A 24,346-nucleotide genomic window follows, 5' to 3' on the forward strand; every position below is an offset into this window, starting at 1 on the left:
AATTAGACCACTGTTGAGTAATCGACAGTGGCTTTTTTGCGTTTATTATAGACTGTGGAAAACTTGTGGATAAACTTTTGGGTTTGCAGAAAAGTTACGCACATGTGGATAGATGATTGAAAGAGAAATGAGCCCTAAATATTGTGGATTAAATACATATTTATATGGATCTGTCAACAGAAAACCTAAGTAGTACACGGGTTGCTGTGGATATAGACGGGATTATGTGGATAGAGCTATTGATAAGTGGATAACTATTTTAACTTGGATGTGACAAGATTTCAAGACTATTTTTAAAACCGCATAGAGCTGTGGATAACTAAAAATAAAGTTATAAATAATGCAATAGATTAGCGCACAATTGACGCTCTTGTTATACTTATCCTAAAAGTAATTTTATAAAGGATGAGGTGAGTTTGTGGTAATAAGACAGTTACGTTCAGAAGAATTCGATGCAAGCATGAACTTGTCAGAATATGCTTTTCAGTACAAGCTTCCTAGTGAAAAAAGGGCAAGTGCTAAGGAAAGATTCAAGCCTGAACAGGTATGGGGTGCTTTTGAGGACGGAACATTGGAAGCTAAATTGACGATTATTCCTTTCCAAGTCTACATACAGGGCAGAGTGGTACCTATGGGTGGTATAGCAGGAGTGGCTACATGGCCAGAGAACCGCAGACAAGGACATGTGGCAAATCTTTTGTCTCATGCGCTGCATACGATGAATGAGGCAGGTCAAAAGCTCTCTTTTCTACACCCGTTCTTGATTCCGTTTTATCGTAAATTTGGCTGGGAGGTTTATTGTGAATATAAGAAATACTCTATTCCAGTAGCGAAGTTTCCCAAAAAGGTTGAAGTTGAGGGCAAGGTTAAACGGGATATCAAAGATATCGACGTGTTGGATAGCCTATACAATCGATTCGCTGTCAGTTATAACGGGACACTTAAGCGCGATTTGGGTTGGTGGGAGAACTCTGTTCTAGATGATGAAGGAAAGAGTGCGGTTTTTTACTCCAAGAGTGGTGAACCAGAGGGATATGTGCTGTATAAGGTAGAGAACAGAGAACTGGTCATTGATGAATTTGTTTTTTTGAATGAACAAGCTCGGCAGGGGCTGTGGACATTTCTTGCGAACCATGATTCGATGGTGACCGGTGCATCCTTAAAGCTGGTGCCTTCGGATGATATGTTACCTTTCTTGCTGCCAGATCCACGTATAGGACAAGAGAATTATCCTTATTTTATGGGGCGGATTGTTAATGCCAAGTCATTCATTGAAACTTACACCTTCAGAGGAAACAGTAGTCAAAAGAAGCAGCTTATATATATCGAAGATAAGTATGCAGCTTGGAATGATGGGTTATGGGCATGGAATATCTCTAATGAGGGCTCGGCTACTTTGACACGAGTGGAAGGGGAACGGGCGGAAGCAGACTTGAGCTGTGATATAGGCACTTTGACGGCCTTGATGCTTGGATACAAACGACCAACAGAGATGGCTCGTTATGGAAGTGTCTCTGGCCACGCAGCAGCACTGGAATGGTTTGAAGAAATTATTCCACAAGCACAGACAGCTTTATTTGATCATTTTTAAAAATATAAGAAAGTATAAGTTTCACGCTATACATTATCCTTATATTTCTCGCATAAACGCTTATCGTCCTAATAAGGATACCGAAGGCGTTTATTCTTGACAAAAATTAGGCTCTCCCCTTCGAAAGAAGTTGGGAGAGTTCTTTATTTCCGAATACATTCGCTGAAAAAAGTGAAAAATAAGAGAATCCACTTGGAATTAGCACAGAATATGTTATAATATTAAAAAGTCAAAGAAAGTCAAAGTCAACGAAGCTTAATGACAGCGATCCGATCCTTTGAACACGTGGGATTATCCACAAATGTTTAAGTTCAATTAAAGACCATTGTCATTATGAATGCAAGTTGCAATCGGTATTATAAAGATTTAAGCACTGGAGGATGAGTGATGCGCAATATCTCTGATATTATCGAACAATATCTGAAGAATATTTTGCATGAAAGTCCCGAAGGTACGGTGGAAATCCAGCGAAATGACCTGGCGGACCAGTTCTCATGCGTACCGTCACAGATCAATTATGTCATCAGTACACGCTTTACTCTGGAAAAAGGTTATGTGGTGGAAAGTAAGCGTGGTGGCGGGGGATATATTCGTATTCAACGTTTTGAATTACCACCAAACGTGGCACTGCATGCCCATTTAAACCATACTATAGGTGGCGGGATTGATCAGAACGCTGCTGAAGGGCTGATTTATCAGCTGGAGGAAGCTGGTTTTCTAAGTAAGCGTGAAGCGTGCCTTATGCGCGCTGCTGTTTCTCGGGAATGCCTAACGGTTAAGATTCCATACCGGGATGAGATTCGTGCCAAGATTATGAAGGCGATGTTAATCTCTTTGTTAGGCAAATAATTGTCAACCATAAGGGAGGGGCTTTCGCTTATGCAATGCCAGGAATGTGGCGTCAAGCCGGCAACACTCCACTTCACTAAGATCGTGAATGGAGAGAAGACGGAGTTTCATATCTGCGAGAGCTGTGCACGGGAGAAGGGTGAACTCATTCCCGGAACGGCTGGAGGATTCTCTATTCACAGTCTGCTCTCAGGTCTGCTTGATCTTGAAGGTGCCGGCAAGGAGAAGTCGGCTGCAACGAAGACAACGCAGAGTCTGCAATGTGAGAATTGTGGGATGACTTACTCCCAGTTTAGCAAATTAGGCCGTTTTGGCTGTAGCTCCTGTTATGAATATTTTAACAGCGCACTGGACCCGCTTTTTAAGCGAGTGCACGGCAGTACTTCACATGTAGGTAAGATTCCGAAACGTGCAGGAGCTCAGATTGTGTTTAGACGCCAAATTGATGAACTCAAGCAGGAATTACAGCAAAGTATTACACAAGAAGAATTCGAGAAAGCAGCGGAGCTGCGAGATCAGATTCGTAAACTTGAAAAAGAAATAGCACAAGAGTAAAGTCTTTGATATATAGGGGGGATATGACATGTCAAGTCTCCGATTTACTGAACAAGCGCTTAGTGATTGGATGCGTTCTGGAGGTAGTCACTCCGAGATTGTAATTAGCAGTCGTATGCGTATTGCCCGTAATCTAGAGCATCTTCCGTTCCCAATGCTGGCTTCCTTAGAGCAATCGGAAGAAGTATTAGAGCTACTGGCTCCTGTGTTTCATGAGGAAGCAGCTGCAGATTTCGGATCTTTTCAACTCCTAAAGCTTGATGAAGTGAATGAACTGGACAAAAAGGTACTGGTTGAGAAGCATCTAATCAGTCCTAACTTGGCTAATGATTCGCGCAGTGCGGCTGTCTTATTAAATGAAGATGAGTCGGTCAGTATCATGATTAACGAAGAGGACCATCTGCGAATCCAATGTCTGTTTCCTGGTCTTCAGGTCAGAGAAGCATGGGAACGTGCGACGGCGATCGATGACATATTCGAGGCAGCTGTTAATTACGCTTTTGATGATAAAAGAGGATATTTGACTAGTTGTCCCACCAATGTTGGTACTGGGCTTCGTGCCTCGGTAATGCTGCATCTACCAGCGCTTGTAATGACTCATCAGATCAATCGCATATTGTCTGCAGTGAACCAAGTGGGATTGACTGTAAGAGGAATTTACGGTGAGGGTAGCGAAGCAGTAGGGAACATCTTTCAAATTTCTAATCAAATCACCCTCGGTCAAACGGAAAGTGAAATTATAGAGAACCTTCACAGTGTAGTTACCCAGATTATTGAGCATGAGCGAAATGCACGTGAACGGTTGCTTGTTGATTCCGCCCTGAGAATAACAGACCGAGTGAAGCGTTCTTACGGAATTTTATGTTATGCAGCTCTTATGGAGCTTAAAGAATCTGCTCAACGCCTATCTGATGTGAGACTTGGGGTTGACCTTGGCATTCTGGAAGGTCTTTCGATTTCAGTGCTTAATGAACTTAACGTTAAGACACAGCCAGGATTTCTGCAAAAGATGTTCGGCGATGAGCTGAACGCTACTGAACGAGATATGTATCGGGCAAAACTGCTCCGAGAAACACTGGGAACACAACATTAATATAGATATTTATTATTCATGGAGGTGCAGGAGATATGATGTTTGGAAGATTTACGGAACGCGCACAAAAAGTGCTAGCGCTGGCGCAGGAAGAAGCTGTTCGTTTAGGACACAACAATATTGGTACAGAACATATTTTGCTCGGACTTATTCGTGAAGGAGACGGCATTGCTGCTAAGGCATTAATAGCTTTAGGGCTAGGTCTTGAAAAAATCCAGGACGAAGTGGAGACACTGATTGGCAGAGGTCAAGAACAGCCTACGAACATTGCTTATACTCCTCGCGCTAAAAAAGTGATTGAGCTGTCGATGGACGAAGCCCGCAAATTGGGTCATACGTATGTTGGCACTGAGCATATTTTGCTTGGACTTATCCGTGAAGGGGAAGGTGTCGCGGCTCGTGTGCTTAATAACCTCGGCATCAGCTTGAACAAAGCTCGTCAACAAGTTCTTCAGCTCCTAGGAAGCAGCGAGGCTGCCTCTAGTCATAGCGGGACTCCGGCTAACGTCAGCACACCGACCCTAGATGGTCTTGCGCGCGATTTGACCGCCTATGCTAAGGAGGGCAATCTAGATCCAGTTATCGGCCGTAGTAAAGAAATTGAACGTGTTATTCAGGTACTGAGTCGCCGGACTAAGAATAACCCGGTACTGATCGGTGAACCTGGTGTTGGTAAAACAGCTATCGCTGAAGGACTTGCACAAAAGATTATCAATAATGAAATCCCAGAAACACTTCGCGACAAACGCGTCATGACGCTCGACATGGGCTCAGTAGTGGCTGGAACAAAATATCGCGGTGAGTTTGAAGACCGCCTCAAGAAAATTATGGATGAGATTCGTCAAGCAGGTAATATCGTGCTCTTTATCGATGAGCTTCATACGCTGATCGGTGCTGGTGGCGCGGAAGGTGCGATTGACGCATCTAACATTCTGAAGCCGGCTTTAGCCCGTGGAGAACTTCAGTGCATTGGTGCGACTACGCTTGACGAATATCGTAAATATATTGAAAAAGATGCAGCATTAGAGCGTCGTTTCCAACCGATTACGGTGGATCAGCCATCTCCAGAAGAAGCAGTCCAAATTCTGTTCGGACTTCGCGATCGTTATGAAGCGCATCACCGTGTGAAGATTACGGATGAAGCTATAGTGGAAGCAGTGAAGTTGTCCGATCGTTACATCCCGGATCGTTTCCTGCCAGATAAAGCGATTGACCTTATCGATGAAGCAGGATCTAAAGTAAGGCTTCACTCTTACACCATCCCGCCAAATCTGAAGGAACTTGAAATGCGCTTGGATGATATCCGTAAGGAGAAGGATTCCGCAGTGCAGAGTCAAGAGTTTGAAAAAGCGGCGGCCTTGCGTGATACAGAGCAAAAAATCCGTGAAGAGCTTGATACGACTAAGAATCAATGGAAAGAAAAACAGGGTCGCACGGATTCAGAGGTTACACCTGAAGACATCGCACAGGTTGTAGCTAGCTGGACGGGTATACCTGTAAGCAAGCTGAAGGAAGAGGAGACCGACCGTCTACTTAACATGGAGGCTTTACTGCATGAACGAGTGATCGGTCAGGACGAAGCTGTTAAGGCAGTTAGCCGGGCACTACGCCGTGCGCGTGCGGGTCTTAAAGATCCGAAACGTCCAATGGGTTCCTTTATCTTCCTCGGTCCTACTGGTGTAGGTAAAACTGAGTTGGCTCGTGCATTGGCTGAAGCCATGTTCGGCGATGAGAATGCGGTCATTCGTATTGATATGTCGGAATACATGGAGAAGCACTCCACGTCCCGCTTAGTCGGAGCCCCTCCTGGATATGTTGGCTATGAAGAAGGTGGCCAATTAACTGAGAAGGTACGCCGTAAACCTTATTCTGTAGTGCTGCTTGATGAAATTGAAAAAGCGCACCCAGAAGTATTCAACATTCTGCTGCAAGTTCTTGAAGATGGTCGTTTAACTGACTCTAAAGGACGGGTAGTCGATTTCCGTAATACATTAATTATTCTGACTTCTAACGTAGGCGCACAAGCGATCAAGAAGAATTCGACACTTGGATTCACAGCTGTGCAAGATGCTGGAGCAGAATACGGTAATATGAAGGGCAAGGTTATGGAAGAGCTTAAGAAGAGCTTCCGTCCTGAGTTCTTGAACCGGATTGACGAAATCATCGTCTTCCATTCCCTCGATGAGAAGCATATTGCTGAAATCGTTACATTGATGTCTGATGAGTTGCGCAAGCGGCTGCGTGAATATGATGTTGATTTCGTTCTCACGGATGCGGCGAAGGCTTTCCTGGCTAAGGAAGGTTACGACCCAGCCTTTGGTGCACGTCCATTACGTCGTGCGATTCAGAAGCATATTGAAGACCGTCTTTCCGAGGAATTGCTCCGAGGAAATATCCAAAAGGGTGATTCGCTCAACATTGATGAAGTTGGCGGAGAACTTGTAGTGAATAAAGTGGATGCTCCTGTAGCGCCATTGCTTGAAAAAGAAGTAGAATCCGAATAAAAAAACGGAATTAAAAAAGCTTCCGCTCCTCAGTTTATAGAGGGGCGGAGGCTTTTTTAATATAAATTTATCACTTAAAAATATACATTTAGTACAAATTCCGAATGACCTTTCGTTAAAGGGGCAGAAATGGTAAACTTTCATTAGAAGAAAATATCCGCAATTTAAAAGTTCGGACCGTAAGGAGAACAAATGGCTAAACCAAAAACTAAATTTTTTTGCACCGATTGTGGATACGAATCGCCAAAATGGTTCGGAAAATGTCCCGGGTGCCAAGCTTGGAACTCCATGGTGGAGGAAACGGAAAGCGTAGTCAAAACACAGGGAATGAATGCCCCTATTTTTCATAGTAAAGAAAAGGCACAATCGATCATAAGTATAGAAAGTGACAAGGAACCGCGCATACTGACAGGTATAGGTGAGCTTAACCGTGTTCTCGGTGGGGGGATCGTACCAGGATCGCTGGTACTAGTAGGGGGAGACCCAGGAATCGGTAAATCTACGCTCTTATTACAGACGTCGCATGCTCTGACAACTCAGGGATTGCGAGTGCTGTACATTTCGGGCGAAGAATCGGTAAGGCAAACTAAACTACGTGCGGATCGCCTCGGTGCGTTGTCAGCTGAGCTATATGTACTATGTGAGACGAATATGGAAAGCATAGAAGAAGCGATTGAACAAATTCAGCCGCAATTTCTTGTTATCGATTCGATTCAGACTGTATTTATGCCAGAAGTAACTAGTGCGCCAGGCAGTGTGACCCAGGTTCGGGAATGTACGACAAGATTTATGCGTATCGCTAAGATTCGGGGGATTGCTACAGTTCTCGTTGGGCATGTCACCAAGGAAGGCGCTATTGCAGGCCCACGGATGCTTGAACATATGGTGGATTGTGTGCTGTATTTTGAGGGAGAGCGGCATCATACGTATAGACTCCTGCGGGCTGTAAAGAACCGCTTCGGTTCAACGAATGAAATCGGCATTTTCGAAATGGGTGAAGTGGGTCTAACAGAAGTAGAAAATCCATCGGAGCTCTTCTTATCGGAGCGTCCACTCGGCGTAGCCGGATCTACAGTCGTGGCTAGTATGGAAGGGACTAGACCGGTGCTTGTTGAGCTTCAGGCTCTTATCGCTGCCACTCATTTCCCCTCCCCACGCCGGGTGTGCACAGGTATGGATCACCAGCGGATGGCACTCATTATCGCTGTACTTGAGAAGCGGATGGGCATGTTCCTGCAAAATCAGGATGCATACCTTAATGTTGCTGGAGGAGTGAAGCTGGATGAACCGGCGATTGATTTAGCAGTAGCTGTTAGTATCGCTTCCAGCTTTCGTGATATTTCAACAAAACCTTACGATGTTTTCTTCGGTGAAGTAGGACTTACAGGTGAAGTAAGAGGTGTTTCACGCGCGGAAATGCGTGTGAAGGAGGCCGCGAAGCTAGGCTTCCGGCGGGTGATCATGCCAGAGAAAAGTTTGAAGGGCTGGAAGCACCCGCAAGATATCCAGATTATTGGCGTCAGTACCGTAGCAGATGCACTATCGGTCGCGTTAGATTAGGGGGCACAGGGATTATGAAAGAATATAACCAATTAGAGAATATGAATGATCTGCTCAGACTGGCGGCACCGGGGACACCCTTTCGGGAAGGTCTTGAGAATGTGCTGCGCGCTAAGACGGGAGCACTAATCGTCGTTGGATATAGTCCTGAGGTGATGGAGGTAGTGGATGGAGGATTCTCCATTAACTGCGATTTTTCGCCCAATTATTTATATGAGCTCGCCAAAATGGACGGTGCCATTATTCTTAGCGAGGATTTGAAACGCATTTTGTATGCAAATACACAGCTAATTCCGGATTCGTCCATCTCTTCAATCGAGACAGGCATTCGTCACCGGACCGCCGAGCGCGTAGCGAAGCAAACAGGTAAACTGGTTGTTTCTATTTCACAGCGCCGCAATATCATTACCCTGTATCAAGGTTCCATTCGATATGCATTAAAAGAAATCGGAGCTATTTTGGCTAAAGCTAATCAAGCGATTCAGACCCTCGAAAAGTACAAAGCGGTTCTTACACAAGGACTGACGAATTTATCTGCTTCGGAGTATGAGGGAATCGTAACCGTGGCCGAAGTGGTCGGAGTGATTCAGCGGGTAGAAATGGTTCTACGCATAAAAATGGAGATTAAACGATATATAAATGAATTAGGCAACGAAGGGCGCTTAATCAGCATGCAGATGGAAGAACTGGTTGGAAATACAGAGGAAGAAGCATGGCTCTTATACAGAGACTATGCTAAGGAAGAGCAAGAAGATAAAATTCGTGAAATTATTGCCGGCCTCAAACGTATTAGTGATGATGACCTAATGGATGACAACCATATTGCTCGATTGCTGGGCTACTCTTCTACGGCAATTTCTTCCGAAGAGGTGGTTACTCCGCGTGGATATCGTCTGCTTAACAAGATTCCGCGGCTTCCAAATGTGATCATTCATAATCTGGTGGAGCGGTTTGAAATGCTGCCTAATTTGATGTCTGCAACCATAGCTGAACTGGATGAAGTGGACGGAATTGGGGAGGTGCGGGCTCGTAATATTCAGGATGGGCTCAAACGTTTACAGAAGCAAGTTCTTATTGACAGGCAAATGTAAATAACATACAATCACGTAATATTGGAGCTGTTTAAGGCCAATGTGAGAAAATTGAGGTGAAGAAATGATACAAAAATCAATTCCGAGTCTTTTTACGATAGGTAACTTGATGCTCGGAATGTTTGGTATCATGATGGCGTTTGACGGTAAAGTTAGCATGGCCGCTATCATGGTTATTATTGCTATGCTGTTAGACGGATTGGATGGCCGAGTTGCTCGTGCACTTAAATGTGAGAGTGAATTTGGTAAAGAATTGGACTCTTTGTCTGATGTCGTTTCTTTTGGAGTAGCACCGGCTGTTATTATGTACGTCTCAAGCCTGCATGATTTAAATTCTGCATTAGCCTGGACAGTAACTGCAATTTTCCCGGTGTTTGGTGCATTGCGCCTTGCTCGCTTTAATGTTCTTCCAGGGGTTCCTGGTTATTTCATCGGATTGCCAATTCCTGCTGCTGGTGGTGTACTTGCCACACTAGCTCTTTTTAATAAAGATGTTTCTGCTCCATTTATGATCGTGGCTACATTGCTCTTATCGTATTTGATGGTCAGCACTGTTAAATATCCTAATTTCAAGAAGGTTGGATTACCTAAGAAAGTGGTTGTCGGAGCGCCACTAGTCATTGTTGTTGCCGTGGCTGTAGCTGTTGTGTTCCCTGAACAAATTGCTAAGCTAATCTTCGTCTTACTTGGGATTTACGCGTTATATGGTTTTAAACAAAACATCGATCGATTGACAGCCAGACGCCGTCACCGTCGTAGAAGACGTTCTGAAGATAAAGTGTATCACTCGAAGAACGGTTAAAGCAGTCTTGTAGTAAGGTTGAACTAATATAATTTTGGCTAGAGGCTTTGTCGTCCTTAGGGGGTGGCAAAGCCTTTTTGCAATTCCAGCGCTACCCCGAGTTTATCGTCTTGAAAATTGGAACATACTGGTGAGGTATAGATCATTCAAGGATGAATAAAAAGGAGGTGCGTTAGGTTATGTGGAAAAAAGTGATATTGTCTTTTGCTTTAATATGTGGTGCTTGGTCTGGTTTTTCGCTATACCATGCGCTTGAAAAAGGATTCCCCAAGGGGATGGAAAAGCTAAGTGAAAGTTTACCTGTAGAGGGAAGCATTTTATTTACGGTGCTGGGTGCCATTATTTTTTTGTTTGCGGGGTCTTTATGCGCGGAATGGGGAGGTTCAAAACTGCGGGAGGCGGTTCTGTACTGTTCGCGTATACCAATGAATGAATTGGCTGCAGGTGCAGCTGGACTTACAGGGGGGCTTTTGCTATCTCTTCTGTTATATCCTGCGATGATTTGGCTTGGTAAAGCTGGGCAGTTGCTGCAGGTACCCGTTACGTTAGCTTTTGGATATATGGGACTGCGGATCGGTCTGGAGAAAAAAGAGGAACTAGCTGCACTTTGGACAACTGGACGCTGGGGACAAGCGGCTGAGCCGGAAGGTAGAGGCCTGGAGGAGCATAAAATCCTCGATACAAGCGTTATTATTGATGGTCGGATCGCCGACATTTGCAAAACCGGATTTATTGAGGGCACGATAGTCATACCGGAATTCGTACTTGAGGAGCTCCAGCATATCGCAGATTCTTCCGATCTACTGAAACGGAATCGCGGACGGCGAGGACTTGATATTCTCAATAAAATTCAAAAAGAGCTCGATGTGAAGGTATTAATTTACGAGGGAGATTTTGAAGAGATCTCTGAGGTGGATAGTAAGCTGGTGAAGTTAGCGAAGGTACTGCGAGGTAAAGTAGTTACCAATGACTTTAACTTGAATAAGGTTTGCGAATTACAAGGAGTCTCAGTCCTGAATATTAATGATCTTGCGAATGCCGTGAAGCCCGTAGTGTTGCCTGGTGAGGAAATCGTAGTTCAGGTCATTAAGGATGGCAAAGAGCATGGACAAGGCGTAGCCTATTTAGACGATGGAACAATGATCGTTGTGGAAGGCGGACGGGAATATATCGGAACTACGATGGAGGTACTCGTCACGAGTGTGCTTCAAACTTCAGCTGGACGGATGATATTTGCGAAGCCAAAGCTCTTGGAAAAAGCACAATAAGCGTAGATAAAGTGCACGGCAAATGTCCTATGGGTTGGAAATGCCCGCCAAACACGTTATGATGGGAATATACGTGAAAGACAGGAGCCTGAGTAATGTCAAACGGTGTGGGCGTCGTCATTGTGGCGGCAGGCAGAGGAACGCGAATGGGGACTGTAGAGAGCAAGCAATATCTGTTACTGCAGGGTAAACCAATCATCGTTCATACGCTGGAAGTATTTCAGCAGCACGAATTGATTTCTGAAATCGTGCTCGTAACCGGTAAGGAAGATATTGAGCGCTGCCGGGAATGGATACAGCTCTATAAGCTGGACAAGGTTAAGGCTATAGTGCCTGGTGGATCTGAGCGTCAGCATTCCGTACATAAAGGATTGTTGAAACTTACGACACAGTGGGTAATGGTACATGATGGTGTTCGTCCGTTTGTGCAGCCGAATGAAATTGAGGCATGTTACGAGCGAGCGAAGCAGATCGGTGCTTCAGTTCTTGCTGTACCAGTCAAAGATACGATCAAACAGGTAGATAACGAAGGCAAAGTACTGTCTACGCCGGATCGGCGAAGTCTGTGGGCGATTCAAACCCCGCAGACTTTTCGTCTTTCTGAATTGCTGGATGCCTATGCGGCCGCGGAGCGGGATGGATTTCTAGGTACTGATGATTCCAGCTTGGCAGAGCGTGCTGGTATTCCGGTTTCTGTGGTAGAGGGAAGCTACAGAAATATTAAGATTACGACGCCAGATGATTTGGATTTTGCAGAATTCACAGAAAGAAACAGGGGAGAGGGACAATCATGATCGCTGTAGGACAAGGATTTGACGTACATCAACTGGTTGAGGGAAGGCCTTGTATTATTGGAGGCGTTACGATTCCTTATGAAAAAGGATTAATAGGACATTCCGATGCCGATGTGCTGCTGCACGCAGTAAGTGACGCGATTCTAGGCGCACTAGGACTTGGTGATATTGGCAGACATTTTCCGGACACAGATCCAGCGTTTAAGGACGCGGATAGCTTGAAATTATTAGAACAAGTGTGGGCACTTGCTATCGAGCGAGGTTATAAGCTTGGAAATATCGATTCAACGATTATTGCCCAAAAACCAAAGATGGCGCCATACATTCCACAAATGACGGAGATTATCGCTCGTGCGCTTCACGCGGACCCGTCCAAGGTGAACGTTAAAGCTACGACTACTGAACAGCTTGGTTTTGCCGGTCGTGGTGAAGGAATTGCCGCACAATCTATTGTCTGTCTACTCCAAGATGTGATATCATCTTGAGATGGTCTAAGTAGCAAATCTAAGTTTTAACCATATGAAGCGGAGGGAATATAATGACGGATCAAGTCCGGGTGCGTTACGCACCGAGCCCTACGGGACATTTACATATAGGTAACGCCAGAACGGCGCTGTTTAACTATCTGTTCGCCCGTAATAAAGGCGGTAAATTCATTATCAGAATTGAAGATACAGACGTGAAGCGCAATGTCGCAGGCGGCGAAGAGAGCCAGCTTAAGTATTTGAAATGGTTAGGCATGGATTGGGATGAGAGTGTTGATGTTGGCGGAGAGTACGGACCTTACCGCCAGACTGAACGTCTTGACCTATATCGTGTATATTGGCAGGATTTGCTGGATAAAGGTTTGGCTTACCGCTGCTACTGCACAGAGGAAGAACTGGAAGCAGAACGTGAAGAACAGTCTGCACGTGGAGAAACCCCTCGTTATTCCGGCAAACACCGTGATTTGACGGAAGAACAACGCCTTGCCTTTGAAGCTGAGGGACGAGTAGCTAGCATTCGCTTCCGTGTACCAGAAGATCGTACGTACACGTTCGATGATATCGTAAAAGGTACTATTTCTTTTGATACGAAAGAAATGGGTGATTTTGTTATCGTGAAGAAGGACGGAATTCCGACCTATAACTTTGCGGTAGCTGTTGATGATTATTTGATGGCTATCACCCATGTACTACGTGGGGAAGATCATATTTCCAACACACCACGTCAGCTTATGATCTATGAGGCTCTTGGATGGAAACCCCCAATATTTGGTCATATGACACTGATTGTCGGTGACAACCATAAGAAGCTTAGCAAGCGGGATCAATCTGTAATTACATTTATTGAGCAATATGATGAATTGGGTTACTTGCCTGAGGCTTTGGTTAACTTCATTTCTCTACTGGGCTGGTCGCCAGAGGGAGAAGAGGAGATCTTCAGTAAAGAAGAACTTATTTCTATTTTTGATGCGGACCGTTTGTCCAAAAGTCCGGCTGTATTCGATAAGCACAAGCTGGCGCATCTAAATAATCACTATATTAAGCATGCTGATCCTAAACGGATCTCGGCATTAGCGATTCCACATCTGCAAAAAGCGGGGAAAATACCGGCTGAGCTGAATGATGAGCAGCAGGCATGGGCAGAAAGCCTTGTAGCACTGTATCAAGAGCAGATGAACTCTGCCTCCGATATCGTAGAGCTATCTGAACTATTCTTCCGCAGCCATCTGGAGTTAGAAACAGAAGCGGCGCAGGTTCTGGCGGAAAGCCAAGTGCCTGAAGTCTTGTCTGCTTTCCTAGCTAAGGTTGAAGCTTGTCAGGATTTCAGTGCTAGTAATATGGCTGTACTGATCAAGGAAGTGCAGAAAGAAACAGGGCACAAAGGCAAAGCGCTCTTTATGCCGATACGTGTGGCTTTGACCGGACAAACGCACGGACGTGATCTTAATATAACGATTGCTTTGCTCGGCCAAAACCGTGTCATCGAACGTTTGAAATCACAAATTAAAGGAGCTTAAGGTAGTATTACTTATCATTAAGGCTCTTGTCAGTCCCTTATCTTTTACGCTAAGATAGAACCATATGATAATAGCTGTGATCAGGAGAAGTACGTCCATAAAGGCAATTGCCAGAGAGAATAACCGAGAAAGGGATACCCTTTCGGGCTGGGAGTTATTCATTTGTCCGGGGCAGAACATGCGCCTGTGAGCTGCACGGTTGAACGATCCTAAAGGCTCGTTAGATCGCGCCGGGTACATCGCCGTTAATGATGCCAAGTGGAACGAAGGAACTCTGCCGATGGTAACAACAGCAGTCTGTTTGATTCGTTCAAGCAGAGTGGAACCGCGGTTAAACGTCTCTGCAGCTTTATGCTGCAGGGGCTTTTTTTGTTTCAAGGTATCTTTTCTAATATAACAAACCAAGCAAACACCCACAGCATATGTATGATAAGAATGATGGATTGGAGACAATACCTTCCTTGTGTACCTGTAAACGGGAGATGGGGGAGTCAAGAAGAGAGGAACCGTGATGTTTAAGCATATTAAGTCGGACATTCGGGCGGTATTTGATAACGATCCCGCTGCCCGCAGCTGGTTCGAGGTTGTCTTCACATATGCAGGGTTGCACGCCATTTGGGGTCACCGGATTGCCCATTCTTTTTTCAAACGCCGCTGGTATACAATGGCCCGTATGGTCTCGCAGTTTAGCAGATTTATGACCGGTGTTGAAATCCATCCCGGAGCTGTCATCGGAAATAGGCTGTTTATCGACCATGGTATGGGAATTGTTATTGGAGAAACCTGTGAAATCGGTGATGATGTTATTATCTATCAAGGTGTTACACTTGGGGGGACAGGGAAAGAAAAAGGTAAGCGCCATCCCACAGTTGGCAACAATGTAGTTATTGGTTCTGGTGCGAAGGTATTAGGATCGTTTCGTATCGGCGACAATTCAAATATAGGTTCGAATGCGGTTGTGCTGCGTGAAGTTCCAAATAACAGTACAGTAGTAGGAAATCCGGGCCGTGTAGTAAAACGTAACGGTGAACGTGTATCCGATCGCCTGGATCATACCAAGATGCCAGACCCGCTTGTAGATTCCCTTCGCTTTCTGCAAAAAGAGATCGAAGAGATCAGAGAGAAGCTTGGCGAAGAAGATAAGCAAAAGACCGCGCAGCGGCTAGTCGAAACTCAGCAGTACATTGGTGATTACGAAATTTAAGCATATCCGGTACTTATGGAATCGGGACAACAGAAAGGGTTGGAATAGAATGGCTTTACAAATTTACAACACAATGACACGCAGCAAGGAGCAGTTTGTGCCCCAAGAGTCGGGCAAAGTGAAAATGTATGTATGTGGTCCAACCGTTTATGGATATATGCATATCGGAAATGCTAGACCTATTATTGTTTTTGATATGGTCCGGAATTATTTGGAGCAACTCGGCAATGAGGTACGGTATGTTACGAACTTCACAGATGTAGATGATAAACTGATACGCAAAGCAGAAGAAATGAACACTTCAGTAGCAGAGGTTGCTGAGATTTTCATTAATGCTTATCGTGAGGATCTTGAAGGGCTTGGAGTAAAACCGGCAACATTGAATCCGCGGGTAACAGAAAGCATGGAGCTGATCATTGGATTCATTAAAGAGCTCGAGGAAAAAGGGTATGCCTACGAGAGTGGTGGCGATGTATACTACCGTACTTCCAAATTTGAAGACTATGGTAAGCTGTCCCGTCAGAATCTAGATGAATTACAGTTTGGTATTCGCGTGGAGGTAGACTCACGGAAAGAGAAACCTGAGGACTTTGTGCTGTGGAAAGCAGCAAAACCAGGTGAAGTGTACTGGCAGAGCCCATGGGGAAATGGACGCCCAGGCTGGCATATTGAATGCTCGGCCATGGCAAGAGAGTTCTTGGGGGATACGATGGACATCCACGGGGGTGGACAAGATTTGCAGTTCCCGCATCATGAATGCGAATGCGCTCAGACAGAAGCTCTGACGGGTAAGCCACTCTCTAATTACTGGATGCATAATGGATTTATCAACATCGGTGATGAAAAAATGTCGAAATCATTGGGTAACGGTTGGCTTGTGAAAGATATCCGTGGGCAATTTAAAGCTGGGACTATTCGTTATTTCATGCTATCGACCCATTATCGTAATCCGTTGAACTTCTCGGTGGATTCCATGACTTCAGCTGAAAAGAGCGTAGAACGTATCTCACTTGCAGAAAGTAACGTTAAGCATCGTCTTGAACTTGCTGCTGAAGGTGCTCAGGGTGAGGTCGGCTTAGAGATTAATGATAAGTTATCTGCTATTGTGGCCAATTTTCATGCTAGAATGCAGGATGACTTTAATACCCCTGATGCGATCACCGCTATGTTTGATTGGGTGAGTCTTGCAAACCATACCCTTGCGAATAGTGAGGCAGCCCCAGCTGATTTTGCTGCGCTATTGCAAGCTTTTGGGGAAATGAATGCTGTGCTGCGTCTGACACCTGAGCATGAAGAAGAAGAAATCGCGAGTGAAGAAGTTGAACGATTGATCGCAGAGCGGGTTGAAGCACGTAAGAATAAGAACTGGAGCCGGTCCGATGAGATCCGTGATGAATTAGGCCGCTTGGGCATATTGCTTGAGGATACTCCACAAGGAATGCGGTGGCGGCGGAAATGAGTGAGGAACGCAAGTTTCAGAACGGGTGGTTTCCTTACGAGCCTTCCAAACCTGCGCGACTCCTCTCACCAATTGTGCTTGCCTATGTAGGAGATGCCATTTACGAAGTGTCAGTTCGCCAGTATTTAGTATCTCTTCCGAATTTGCGCCCAAACCATTTGCATCGCTCTGCTACAGGACTTGTTTCCGCTAAGGCGCAGAGTGCAATTCTTGGATTTTTGGAGCCAAGTCTCACAGAAGAGGAAAAAGATGTCGCCCGTCAGGGGAGAAATGCTAAATCGGGAAGTATTCCTAAGAATGCAGATGTGCTTGAATACCGTCATGCTACTGCTTTTGAGTGTCTGATAGGTTACTTATACTACACAGGTCAACAGGAGAGAATACAAGAAATTGTGAACAGTGGCATACAGTTTATGTTGAAACAGGCGTGATAAGGCTTTTGCGAAATAGAGAATAGGAGAAGTGAACATGGAAGAAGATTTGAAGACAGAAGAGGAAATATTGGCTGGGAAGCATTCAGTGCTTGAGGCGCTTCGTGCGGGTCGTACATTAAATAAAATATGGATTGCAGAAACGGCTCAGAAGCATCTGACCGCACCAATCGTCGCTGAAGCACGTAAAGCGGGGATTGTCATTCAGCATGTGGACAAGCGTAAGCTGGATCAACTTGCTCCTGGAGTTCAACATCAGGGGGTAGTTGCTCAAGCCGCACCTTTTGCCTATGTCGAGGTAGATGATCTGCTGGCTGCAGCTGAAGCCAAAGGAGAGCCTGCATTCTTGATTTTGCTGGATGAGATCGAAGATCCGCATAACCTGGGGTCCATTCTGCGGACAGCAGATTGTACTGGAGTGCATGGGGTAATTGTACCTAAACGTCGTTCGGCTCAGATTACTGCTACCGTCTCCAAAACATCGGCGGGCGCCGTGGAATATGTTCCGGTTGCGCGGGTCACTAACCTAGGTCAGACCATTGATCGTCTGAAAGAGCAGGGAGTCTGGGTAGTAGGTACGGATGTGGATACAGATCAGAATCTGTTTGGATCCAATATTTTCACAGGACCGGTAGCTGTTGTAATCGGTAATGAGAATAAAGGGATGGGACGCCTGATTCGTGAAAAATGTGATGTATTACTTAAGCTGCCGATGGCCGGAAAGATCAATTCATTAAATGCCTCTGTTGCCGCAGGAGTCATTATGTATGAAGTGGTACGCCTTCGGCAACAGCAGGGATAACTATGGCCGACTGGCGCGATGTGCTGCTTGTGGACGGGTACAATATGATCGGTGGCTGGCCGGAACTTGCGGCACTGTCCCAGATTGGTATGCAGGAAGCACGCGACCGCTTGATGGATTTGCTGGCTGATTATCAGGCTTACTCAGGACGACGAGTTATTGCTGTGTTTGATGCATATCGCGTTCCAGGATTGGGTCGGTCATTTGTCCAGGGCAAAGTCCAGGTGTTTTTCACCAAGGAAAAAGAAACCGCAGATGAATGCATCGAGCGATTGGTTGGAGAATTTAGCAACCGACGTCGGCAAATCTATGTTGCAACGAGTGACTTTGTGGAGCAACATATTATTTTCGCCCAAGGTGCACTGCGGATTTCTGCAAGAGAATTGCACCTAGAAATTGAAGAGAACCAGAAACAAGTTAAAAAAGCTATCGAACCGGGAAGTATCAGTTCTACACGTCATTCTTTGGAAGACAAACTGCCTCCTGATGTGCGGAGTAAACTGGAAAATTGGCGTAGGCAGTGACAATAGGAAAGATTTAGGTAATATTTTTATTCCATTTTATGCTATTCCAGATTGTTTTTGGACAAATCCGGTTGACGGTGTAAGGTAACATAATATATACTGATCCTATATTTCGCGAAGTAACGATGTGTCTTGCGTTGCAGCCGGGGGGATTCTTGGTGAGTGTCGACCTCAAGGAAATAATGCTATCCGAGTATGATTTCATAAGTGATGAAGATATTGTCGAGGCTTTCCGTGGTGGCGACAGTGGCGCATTGGAACACTTAATTAATAAATACCGTAATTTTGTACGTGCTAAAGCCCGCTCTTATTTCTTGATCGGGGCAGATCGTGAAGATATTGTTCAAGAAGGAATGATTGGTCTATATAAGGCTATTCGTGACTTTAAAGGTGACAAGCTCTCTTCATTCAAGGCTTTTGCTGAGCTCTGCATAACACGTCAGATTATAACCGCTATTAAGACGGCCACGCGTCAGAAGCATATTCCGCTCAATTCTTATGTTTCTTTGGATAAGCCCATTTATGATGAAGATTCCGACCGGACGCTTATGGATGTCATTTGTGGAACTCAGGTACTAGATCCAGAAGAGTTAATTATCAATCAAGAAGAATTCATTGGACTTGAAGATAAGATGGCGGAGATTTTAAGTGACCTAGAGCGTAAGGTTCTGATGTTGTATTTAGACGGACGATCTTATCAGGAAATTGCTGAAGATCTGAAGCGACATGTAAAATCTATTGACAACGCTTTACAACGAGTAAAGCGGAAATTAGAAAGATATCTAGAAGTGCGTGACAATTAATGATATAATGAACACAAGAGGGCTCGTACATCGAGTTCTTTTTTTTAGTCTCATGAAATTGCTTAGGTAGAATTAAGAGCTAACACCATAAATTTCTATTTGAGTCGATTTTAGTCGTTGCCGTTGAGGGTAGGTTTATACACAGTCGGAATGCCCCATAATGATAAGGAAGACAGCGAAGTGTGAGGAAGAGATAGACCCAAGGACAGGGTACGGCCATATGACTATAACACCCGAAATTACCCAGTGCAGAACGGAATTCTTTCGTTGACACAGACCTTGACATTATGCTAAAGTGTTTTAGGTAGGCCTAAATTCGCGGCTTTTTTTAGGATCAATATTTACGTCTTCTAATTGTATTGTTAGAAGGACGTCTCGGGAGGTGCACATCATGCGGGTAATTATCACTTTGGCTTGTACAAGTTGCAAACAAAGAAACTATGCGACTACCAAAAACAAGCGAAATCACCCCGACCGCATGGAGATGAAGAAATTTTGCAAGTATTGTAACTCGCAAACTCCTCATCGCGAAACCAGATAGTCTGTGGAGGTGTAGTCGGCATGAAACGTAGTTTCAAGTCTATGTTTTCCTTTTTCACTGAGAGCTGGAGTGAACTCAAAAAAGTTCGCTGGCCAAGTCGTAAAGAATTGACCAACTATACATTGATCGTTCTCGGTACAATTGTAGTTGTCGCTATTTACTTCTGGGTTCTGGACATCGGTATTTCCGCTGTGATTGAAGCGATTATTTAGAGAGGTCCCAGGTGGCTTGATATGGAAAAAAGATGGTATGTCGTTCATACCTATTCTGGGTATGAGAATAAGGTCAAAGCCAATTTGGAAAAGCGCGTTGAGTCCATGGGCATGGAAGACAAAATATTCCGCGTTCTTGTTCCTATGGAAGAAGAAATCGTAAACAAAGACGGTAAGAAAAAAACCGTTATGCGTAAAGTTTACCCGGGTTATGTTTTGGTGGAAATGGTTCAGACTGATGATTCCTGGTATGTTGTCCGCAATACTCCGGGCGTTACTGGATTTGTTGGTTCGACAGGCTCAGGGTCTAAACCAACAGCTTTGCTTCCGGAAGAGGTAGAACAAATTCTGAAGCATATGGGCATGGTTGAACCTAAAGCGAAGATTGATTTCGAAATCAAGGAATCCGTACGTATTATGGTTGGTCCGTTTGCGAATTTTGTGGGATCCGTGGAAGAAATTTTGGCTGATAAGAGCAAGATCAAAGTGCATGTGAACATGTTTGGACGGGAAACCCCGCTAGAGTTGGATTTCACTCAAGTGGAGAAAATATAACATAAGCTAAGGGTTTCTTGTGGGAGAGCGCCATTGGCGTTCGAAGACCACTATTTTTGCAAGGAGGTGTCACTCATGGCTAAAAAAGTTATTAAAATGGTGAAACTGCAGATTCCTGCAGGGAAAGCGAATCCAGCGCCTCCAGTAGGTCCGGCGTTAGGTCAAGCAGGTGTCAACATCATGGCATTCTGTAAGGAATTTAATGCTCGTACTGCCGACCAGGCTGGCTTGATCATTCCGGTTGAAATTACAGTATTTGAAGACCGTTCCTTTACGTTCATCACTAAAACTCCTCCGGCTGCTGTTCTGCTTCGCATCGCTGCTAAAGTAGAAAAAGGATCCGGCGAACCAAACAAGAAAAAAGTAGCAAAAATCGGCCGCGCTGCGGTTCGTGAAATTGCTGAAACAAAAATGCCAGACCTTAACGCTGCATCTGTAGAAGCTGCAATGCGTATGGTTGAAGGTACTGCTCGCAGTATGGGTATCACAATCGAAGACTAGTAGTTTTCGAAGAATCGGTCATTCGTGACCCGCAAGTATGTGGGAGGAATTTCCGCTAACACCACAAAGGAGGAACATTTTCATGGCTAAACATGGTAAGAAATACCAAGAAGCTGCTAAGCTGATCAACAGCGAAGCGACTTACGAGCCTTCAGAAGCTGTAGAGCTTGTGAAAAAGGCAGCGACTGCAAAATTCGACGAAACCGTTGAAGCAGCAGTTCGTCTGGGTGTAGACCCGCGTAAACAAGACCAAGCAGTTCGTGGTGTTGTTGTCCTGCCTCACGGCACTGGTAAAACACAACGCGTGCTTGTATTTGCAAAAGGTGAAAAAGCGAAAGAGGCAGAAGCTGCTGGCGCGGATTTTGTTGGTGATCAAGACATGATCAACAAAATTCAACAAGGCTGGTTTGAATTTGATGTCTGCGTAGCTACACCTGATATGATGAGTGAAGTCGGTAAACTGGGTCGTCTGCTTGGTGGTAAAGGTCTTATGCCTAACCCTAAAGCTGGCACAGTTACATTCGATGTTTCCAAGGCTGTGCAAGAAATCAAAGCCGGTAAAATCGAATATCGTCTTGACAAAGCAGGTCAAATTCACGCGCCAATCGGCAAAGTGTCCTTTGATGCTGCACAATTGAACGATAACCTTAAAGCTCTTATCGACGCTTTGAACCGTGCGAAACCAGCTGCTGCTAAAGGTGTATACCTTAAAGGCATCTCGATTTCTTCCACAATGGGTCCTAGCGCTCGTGTGAACACAACCGTCTTCAGATAAATAAGGGTTGACTCTTTGAGTCAATTTTGATAATCTATAACAGTTGTGAAACTTAAGGTATCAATCTTAACCTTGAATATGCTTACCGTAGACAGTAGGTGCCTTAGTGCTTAATTCCCTACCGAGGTGTTGTGATAGAAACAAGAAGTAACGAGCTCGCTCGTATAACTTTCGTTTTATCAAGCCTTCGTGATTCTGCGGAGGCTTTTCTAATGCCTGCGTAGGAGCGGTGATGCTTTCCTTGGAAAGGACGCCGACACATAAATTTTCAGGAGGTGTATACATTGGCAAATGCAAAAGTAATTCAAGCAAAACAGGATGCGGTTGACGTTGTTACTGCGAAACTGCAAAACAGTCTTTCGACTGTTGTAGCGGACTACCGTGGATTGAACGTTTCCCAAGTGACTGAACTGCGTAAGCAACTTCGTGAAGCTGGCGTTGAGTTTCAAGTCCTGAAGAACACATTGCTACGTCGCGCAACTGCTGCGGCTGAGTTGACTGAGTTGGATGAAGTTTTGACTGGTCCAACAGCTATCGCATTCAGCACAACTGATGCAGTAGCTCCAGCTAAAATTTTGAACGATTTCGCCAAGAAAAACGACGCTTTGAAATTGAAAGGCGGCGTAGTAGAAGGACGTGTCATCGACGCGGACCAATTGAAAGCACTGGCTGAGCTTCCATCCCGCGATGGTTTGCTGTCCATGCTGCTTAGCGTACTTCAAGCTCCAATGCGCAACTTCGCGCTTGCAGTTAAAGCTGTTGCTGAAAAAGAAGAACAAAGCGCGTAAGCCTTTGGCTCTTGCAGCATAAATCAATACCACAAACAAATTTAAATTATAAATGGAGGTTCAATCATGAGTAAAGAAGCAATCTTGGAAGCAATTAAAGGCATGAGCGTATTGGAACTGAACGACCTGGTTAAAGCAATTGAAGAAGAATTCGGCGTAACAGCAGCAGCTCCAGTAGCAGCTGGCGGTGCGGTAGCAGCAGTAGCTGAAGAGCAATCCGAATTTGACGTAATTTTGACAGGCGCTGGCGCTTCCAAAATCAACGTTATCAAAATCGTTCGCGAAATCACAGGCCTTGGCTTGAAAGAAGCTAAAGACCTTGTAGACAACGCACCAAAAGCAATCAAAGAAAAAGTAAGCAAAGACGAAGCCGAAGCTACTAAAGCAAAATTGGAAGAAGCAGGCGCAGCTGTAGAAGTGAAGTAATTCCTTCTATACTGAAAACCCCTTGAACTTGTTCAAGGGGTTTATTTTATAAAAATATAAGAAAGTATAAGTTTCATACTATACTTTATCTTTATATTTCTCTGAAAGCTTACCGTCCTTATAAGGACATCAGAGGCGTTTATGCTTGATAGAGTTAGTAGGGTTGTGTGAATACAAACTATTAACATTAAGGAAAGGGAGGATAGAGATGTCGCAACATTATTATTCGCAGCAACCGGAAGTGCGTCATGACAGACGTACCATCGACACCGTTCTAAGAGGCAAAAGCTTTCGCTTCACAAGTGATGCGGGTGTGTTCTCTAAAGGAGACATCGATTACGGTAGTCGAGTTCTCATTGAAGCTATGGATATTCCGGACGGTTCAGCAGTGCTTGATGTGGGTTGCGGATATGGACCGATAGGCATAAGTGCAGCATACCTAGCCCCCAAAGGGCAAGTTACGATGATTGATATTAATAGTCGTGCGGTAGAACTTGCGCGTGAAAATGCCCAGCACAATGGAATCCGGAATGTTACGGTAATGGAAAGCGATGTGCTCGGCGCATTGAATGAACAACAAAAGTTCGATGTGATTCTTACCAATCCTCCGATACGTGCAGGAAAAGCTGTAGTACATCAGATTTTTGAAGAAGCTTATGAGCATTTAAATGAGGGTGGATTTCTGTGGATTGTCATTCAGAAGAAGCAGGGCGCTCCATCAGCGGTAGCTAAACTTGAAAGATTGTTCTCAAATGTAGAAGAAGTGGGCAAAGATAAAGGTTATCGTATTATTAAAGCTCAAAAATAAAAATCAATAGGTTATTGACATGTGATAGTGATAATGGTATTATTATAAAATGTCAGTATTAAGATAGGCTCCATGTCTTTAGTTTGCTGAAAATGTCAAGCGATATATTGTCGCCGGCTAGCGCAAGCCGTACGGCAAGTTTTTTGCGAATTGGTTCTCTATGCTCTGGCGTAGCGAGTGTTACGCGGTAATAGATAATAGCGCATAAACTGTTGCTTGGTGACGTATAATATGTACGTTTTGGGCAAATCTACTGGATAAGGAGTATTTTGGTCATGGATAAGTGCGCTCTTTTTTCGAAGATTTCGATAAGGGCTTTTCTTTTATTTATGACTGAATCCTTGTAGTATGGTTCCATTATACGGTTCCAAACAAGGGTTCGCAATCAATTTTTAAGTGAGTAGACAT

Annotated in this window: 27 protein-coding genes and 1 other annotated feature; of the genes, 26 read left to right on the plus strand and 1 reads right to left on the minus strand. The window is 44.7% G+C overall.

Annotated elements, in window-relative coordinates; translation table 11 throughout:
• Nucleotides 1–418: 418 nt before the first annotated feature.
• From ACWNM1_RS15770 to gltX, 12 genes are all read left to right on the plus strand, one after another.
• On the plus strand, nt 419–1,591 hold the full coding sequence (locus ACWNM1_RS15770) for a GNAT family N-acetyltransferase (RefSeq protein WP_449601701.1): 1,173 nt from the start codon (nt 419–421) through the stop codon (nt 1,589–1,591).
• A gap of 387 nt (nt 1,592–1,978) precedes the next feature.
• On the plus strand, nt 1,979–2,440 hold the full coding sequence (locus ACWNM1_RS15775) for a CtsR family transcriptional regulator (RefSeq protein ID WP_042131251.1): 462 nt from the start codon (nt 1,979–1,981) through the stop codon (nt 2,438–2,440).
• A gap of 30 nt (nt 2,441–2,470) precedes the next feature.
• The gene (locus tag ACWNM1_RS15780; protein WP_042192214.1) at nt 2,471–2,995 is read left to right on the plus strand and encodes a UvrB/UvrC motif-containing protein; all 525 of its coding nucleotides are present in this window, start codon (nt 2,471–2,473) and stop codon (nt 2,993–2,995) included.
• Between the two features lie 28 nt (nt 2,996–3,023).
• Complete coding sequence (locus tag ACWNM1_RS15785; RefSeq protein ID WP_042131249.1) at nt 3,024–4,088, plus strand: protein arginine kinase; 1,065 nt, start codon at nt 3,024–3,026, stop codon at nt 4,086–4,088.
• A 35-nt stretch (nt 4,089–4,123) separates the two neighbouring features.
• Nucleotides 4,124–6,592 carry an ATP-dependent protease ATP-binding subunit ClpC gene (clpC, locus tag ACWNM1_RS15790; RefSeq protein WP_042131248.1) on the plus strand — a complete coding sequence of 823 codons (2,469 nt, stop codon included), beginning with the start codon at nt 4,124–4,126 and terminating at the stop codon, nt 6,590–6,592.
• A gap of 192 nt (nt 6,593–6,784) precedes the next feature.
• Nucleotides 6,785–8,152 (plus strand): DNA repair protein RadA, encoded by a 1,368-nt coding sequence (gene radA, locus ACWNM1_RS15795; protein WP_042131247.1) that lies wholly within the window; start codon nt 6,785–6,787, stop codon nt 8,150–8,152.
• Between the two features lie 14 nt (nt 8,153–8,166).
• Nucleotides 8,167–9,243, plus strand: coding sequence for a DNA integrity scanning diadenylate cyclase DisA (gene disA, locus ACWNM1_RS15800; RefSeq protein WP_449601702.1), 1,077 nt, complete (start codon nt 8,167–8,169; stop codon nt 9,241–9,243).
• Nucleotides 9,244–9,307: 64 nt separating this feature from the next.
• Nucleotides 9,308–10,045 (plus strand): CDP-diacylglycerol--serine O-phosphatidyltransferase, encoded by a 738-nt coding sequence (gene pssA / locus ACWNM1_RS15805; protein WP_449601703.1) that lies wholly within the window; start codon nt 9,308–9,310, stop codon nt 10,043–10,045.
• Nucleotides 10,046–10,224: 179 nt separating this feature from the next.
• Nucleotides 10,225–11,313, plus strand: a complete 1,089-nt coding sequence (locus tag ACWNM1_RS15810; RefSeq protein ID WP_339267430.1) for a PIN/TRAM domain-containing protein — start codon at nt 10,225–10,227, stop codon at nt 11,311–11,313.
• A 95-nt stretch (nt 11,314–11,408) separates the two neighbouring features.
• Nucleotides 11,409–12,107 (plus strand): 2-C-methyl-D-erythritol 4-phosphate cytidylyltransferase, encoded by a 699-nt coding sequence (gene ispD, locus ACWNM1_RS15815; protein ID WP_076286858.1) that lies wholly within the window; start codon nt 11,409–11,411, stop codon nt 12,105–12,107.
• The gene (gene ispF / locus ACWNM1_RS15820; protein WP_449601704.1) at nt 12,104–12,592 is read left to right on the plus strand and encodes a 2-C-methyl-D-erythritol 2,4-cyclodiphosphate synthase; all 489 of its coding nucleotides are present in this window, start codon (nt 12,104–12,106) and stop codon (nt 12,590–12,592) included. Before ispD ends, ispF begins: the two co-directional genes overlap by 4 nt.
• 53 nt (nt 12,593–12,645) lie before the next feature.
• The gene (gltX, locus tag ACWNM1_RS15825; protein WP_449601705.1) at nt 12,646–14,109 is read left to right on the plus strand and encodes a glutamate--tRNA ligase; all 1,464 of its coding nucleotides are present in this window, start codon (nt 12,646–12,648) and stop codon (nt 14,107–14,109) included.
• Here the strand turns inward: gltX and ACWNM1_RS15830 are convergent.
• Nucleotides 14,089–14,487 (minus strand): hypothetical protein, encoded by a 399-nt coding sequence (locus ACWNM1_RS15830; RefSeq protein ID WP_449601706.1) that lies wholly within the window; start codon nt 14,485–14,487, stop codon nt 14,089–14,091. The two genes, gltX and ACWNM1_RS15830, sit on opposite strands and share 21 nt — an antisense overlap.
• 133 nt (nt 14,488–14,620) lie before the next feature.
• On the opposite strand from ACWNM1_RS15830, the gene cysE reads away from it, so the two are divergent.
• The 14 genes from cysE to ACWNM1_RS15900 all read left to right on the plus strand — a co-directional run bounded on the left by cysE (nt 14,621) and on the right by ACWNM1_RS15900 (nt 23,938).
• The gene (cysE, locus tag ACWNM1_RS15835) at nt 14,621–15,313 is read left to right on the plus strand and encodes a serine O-acetyltransferase (RefSeq protein ID WP_042192199.1); all 693 of its coding nucleotides are present in this window, start codon (nt 14,621–14,623) and stop codon (nt 15,311–15,313) included.
• A 49-nt stretch (nt 15,314–15,362) separates the two neighbouring features.
• The gene (gene cysS / locus ACWNM1_RS15840; RefSeq protein ID WP_449601708.1) at nt 15,363–16,772 is read left to right on the plus strand and encodes a cysteine--tRNA ligase; all 1,410 of its coding nucleotides are present in this window, start codon (nt 15,363–15,365) and stop codon (nt 16,770–16,772) included.
• Nucleotides 16,769–17,203, plus strand: coding sequence for a Mini-ribonuclease 3 (locus tag ACWNM1_RS15845; protein WP_449601709.1), 435 nt, complete (start codon nt 16,769–16,771; stop codon nt 17,201–17,203). The genes cysS and ACWNM1_RS15845 overlap by 4 nt, the downstream gene beginning before the upstream one ends.
• Nucleotides 17,204–17,240: 37 nt before the next feature.
• Nucleotides 17,241–18,005 (plus strand): 23S rRNA (guanosine(2251)-2'-O)-methyltransferase RlmB, encoded by a 765-nt coding sequence (gene rlmB / locus ACWNM1_RS15850; RefSeq protein ID WP_042131237.1) that lies wholly within the window; start codon nt 17,241–17,243, stop codon nt 18,003–18,005.
• 2 nt (nt 18,006–18,007) lie between these two features.
• Nucleotides 18,008–18,529, plus strand: a complete 522-nt coding sequence (locus ACWNM1_RS15855) for an NYN domain-containing protein (protein WP_076286854.1) — start codon at nt 18,008–18,010, stop codon at nt 18,527–18,529.
• 158 nt (nt 18,530–18,687) lie between these two features.
• Entirely contained in the window at nt 18,688–19,332 is a 645-nt protein-coding gene (gene sigH, locus ACWNM1_RS15860) for an RNA polymerase sporulation sigma factor SigH (protein WP_036680496.1), read from the plus strand.
• A 391-nt stretch (nt 19,333–19,723) separates the two neighbouring features.
• Nucleotides 19,724–19,873, plus strand: coding sequence for a 50S ribosomal protein L33 (gene rpmG, locus ACWNM1_RS15865; RefSeq protein ID WP_076099620.1), 150 nt, complete (start codon nt 19,724–19,726; stop codon nt 19,871–19,873).
• A 20-nt stretch (nt 19,874–19,893) separates the two neighbouring features.
• Nucleotides 19,894–20,085 carry a preprotein translocase subunit SecE gene (gene secE / locus ACWNM1_RS15870; RefSeq protein WP_036680497.1) on the plus strand — a complete coding sequence of 64 codons (192 nt, stop codon included), beginning with the start codon at nt 19,894–19,896 and terminating at the stop codon, nt 20,083–20,085.
• Between the two features lie 21 nt (nt 20,086–20,106).
• Nucleotides 20,107–20,640: a transcription termination/antitermination protein NusG gene (gene nusG / locus ACWNM1_RS15875; RefSeq protein WP_036680499.1), complete on the plus strand. Its 534-nt coding sequence runs from the start codon at nt 20,107–20,109 to the stop codon at nt 20,638–20,640.
• 75 nt (nt 20,641–20,715) lie between these two features.
• The gene (gene rplK / locus ACWNM1_RS15880; RefSeq protein ID WP_042131235.1) at nt 20,716–21,141 is read left to right on the plus strand and encodes a 50S ribosomal protein L11; all 426 of its coding nucleotides are present in this window, start codon (nt 20,716–20,718) and stop codon (nt 21,139–21,141) included.
• Nucleotides 21,142–21,223: 82 nt separating this feature from the next.
• A complete protein-coding gene (gene rplA, locus ACWNM1_RS15885) occupies nt 21,224–21,916 on the plus strand; it encodes a 50S ribosomal protein L1 (RefSeq protein ID WP_036680504.1) in 693 nt (230 codons plus the stop codon).
• A gap of 67 nt (nt 21,917–21,983) precedes the next feature.
• Nucleotides 21,984–22,136: a sequence feature (ribosomal protein L10 leader region), on the plus strand.
• A gap of 64 nt (nt 22,137–22,200) precedes the next feature.
• Nucleotides 22,201–22,704 carry a 50S ribosomal protein L10 gene (rplJ, locus tag ACWNM1_RS15890; protein WP_042192187.1) on the plus strand — a complete coding sequence of 168 codons (504 nt, stop codon included), beginning with the start codon at nt 22,201–22,203 and terminating at the stop codon, nt 22,702–22,704.
• A gap of 66 nt (nt 22,705–22,770) precedes the next feature.
• Complete coding sequence (rplL, locus tag ACWNM1_RS15895; RefSeq protein ID WP_036680508.1) at nt 22,771–23,130, plus strand: 50S ribosomal protein L7/L12; 360 nt, start codon at nt 22,771–22,773, stop codon at nt 23,128–23,130.
• 208 nt (nt 23,131–23,338) lie between these two features.
• Nucleotides 23,339–23,938 (plus strand): class I SAM-dependent methyltransferase, encoded by a 600-nt coding sequence (locus ACWNM1_RS15900; protein WP_449601711.1) that lies wholly within the window; start codon nt 23,339–23,341, stop codon nt 23,936–23,938.
• Nucleotides 23,939–24,346 lie beyond the last annotated feature (408 nt).

It is taken from the genome of Paenibacillus sp. Marseille-Q9583, from assembly GCF_976954365.1.

What these genes read in the sequence shown, in the direction of transcription:
- ACWNM1_RS15780 (WP_042192214.1), top strand. Translation starts at nt 2,471, where the DNA reads ATGCAATGCCAGGAATGTGGCGTCAAGCCGGCAACACTCCACTTCACT.
- gltX (WP_449601705.1), top strand. Translation starts at nt 12,646, where the DNA reads ATGACGGATCAAGTCCGGGTGCGTTACGCACCGAGCCCTACGGGACAT.
- ACWNM1_RS15775 (WP_042131251.1), top strand. Translation starts at nt 1,979, where the DNA reads ATGCGCAATATCTCTGATATTATCGAACAATATCTGAAGAATATTTTG.
- ACWNM1_RS15900 (WP_449601711.1), top strand. Translation starts at nt 23,339, where the DNA reads ATGTCGCAACATTATTATTCGCAGCAACCGGAAGTGCGTCATGACAGA.
- nusG (WP_036680499.1), top strand. Translation starts at nt 20,107, where the DNA reads ATGGAAAAAAGATGGTATGTCGTTCATACCTATTCTGGGTATGAGAAT.
- rplL (WP_036680508.1), top strand. Translation starts at nt 22,771, where the DNA reads ATGAGTAAAGAAGCAATCTTGGAAGCAATTAAAGGCATGAGCGTATTG.
- rlmB (WP_042131237.1), top strand. Translation starts at nt 17,241, where the DNA reads ATGGAAGAAGATTTGAAGACAGAAGAGGAAATATTGGCTGGGAAGCAT.
- pssA (WP_449601703.1), top strand. Translation starts at nt 9,308, where the DNA reads ATGATACAAAAATCAATTCCGAGTCTTTTTACGATAGGTAACTTGATG.
- rpmG (WP_076099620.1), top strand. Translation starts at nt 19,724, where the DNA reads ATGCGGGTAATTATCACTTTGGCTTGTACAAGTTGCAAACAAAGAAAC.
- ACWNM1_RS15785 (WP_042131249.1), top strand. Translation starts at nt 3,024, where the DNA reads ATGTCAAGTCTCCGATTTACTGAACAAGCGCTTAGTGATTGGATGCGT.
- radA (WP_042131247.1), top strand. Translation starts at nt 6,785, where the DNA reads ATGGCTAAACCAAAAACTAAATTTTTTTGCACCGATTGTGGATACGAA.
- ACWNM1_RS15810 (WP_339267430.1), top strand. Translation starts at nt 10,225, where the DNA reads ATGTGGAAAAAAGTGATATTGTCTTTTGCTTTAATATGTGGTGCTTGG.
- rplK (WP_042131235.1), top strand. Translation starts at nt 20,716, where the DNA reads ATGGCTAAAAAAGTTATTAAAATGGTGAAACTGCAGATTCCTGCAGGG.
- cysE (WP_042192199.1), top strand. Translation starts at nt 14,621, where the DNA reads ATGTTTAAGCATATTAAGTCGGACATTCGGGCGGTATTTGATAACGAT.
- disA (WP_449601702.1), top strand. Translation starts at nt 8,167, where the DNA reads ATGAAAGAATATAACCAATTAGAGAATATGAATGATCTGCTCAGACTG.
- ACWNM1_RS15845 (WP_449601709.1), top strand. Translation starts at nt 16,769, where the DNA reads ATGAGTGAGGAACGCAAGTTTCAGAACGGGTGGTTTCCTTACGAGCCT.
- ACWNM1_RS15855 (WP_076286854.1), top strand. Translation starts at nt 18,008, where the DNA reads ATGGCCGACTGGCGCGATGTGCTGCTTGTGGACGGGTACAATATGATC.
- clpC (WP_042131248.1), top strand. Translation starts at nt 4,124, where the DNA reads ATGATGTTTGGAAGATTTACGGAACGCGCACAAAAAGTGCTAGCGCTG.
- cysS (WP_449601708.1), top strand. Translation starts at nt 15,363, where the DNA reads ATGGCTTTACAAATTTACAACACAATGACACGCAGCAAGGAGCAGTTT.
- ispF (WP_449601704.1), top strand. Translation starts at nt 12,104, where the DNA reads ATGATCGCTGTAGGACAAGGATTTGACGTACATCAACTGGTTGAGGGA.
- secE (WP_036680497.1), top strand. Translation starts at nt 19,894, where the DNA reads ATGAAACGTAGTTTCAAGTCTATGTTTTCCTTTTTCACTGAGAGCTGG.
- ispD (WP_076286858.1), top strand. Translation starts at nt 11,409, where the DNA reads ATGTCAAACGGTGTGGGCGTCGTCATTGTGGCGGCAGGCAGAGGAACG.
- rplA (WP_036680504.1), top strand. Translation starts at nt 21,224, where the DNA reads ATGGCTAAACATGGTAAGAAATACCAAGAAGCTGCTAAGCTGATCAAC.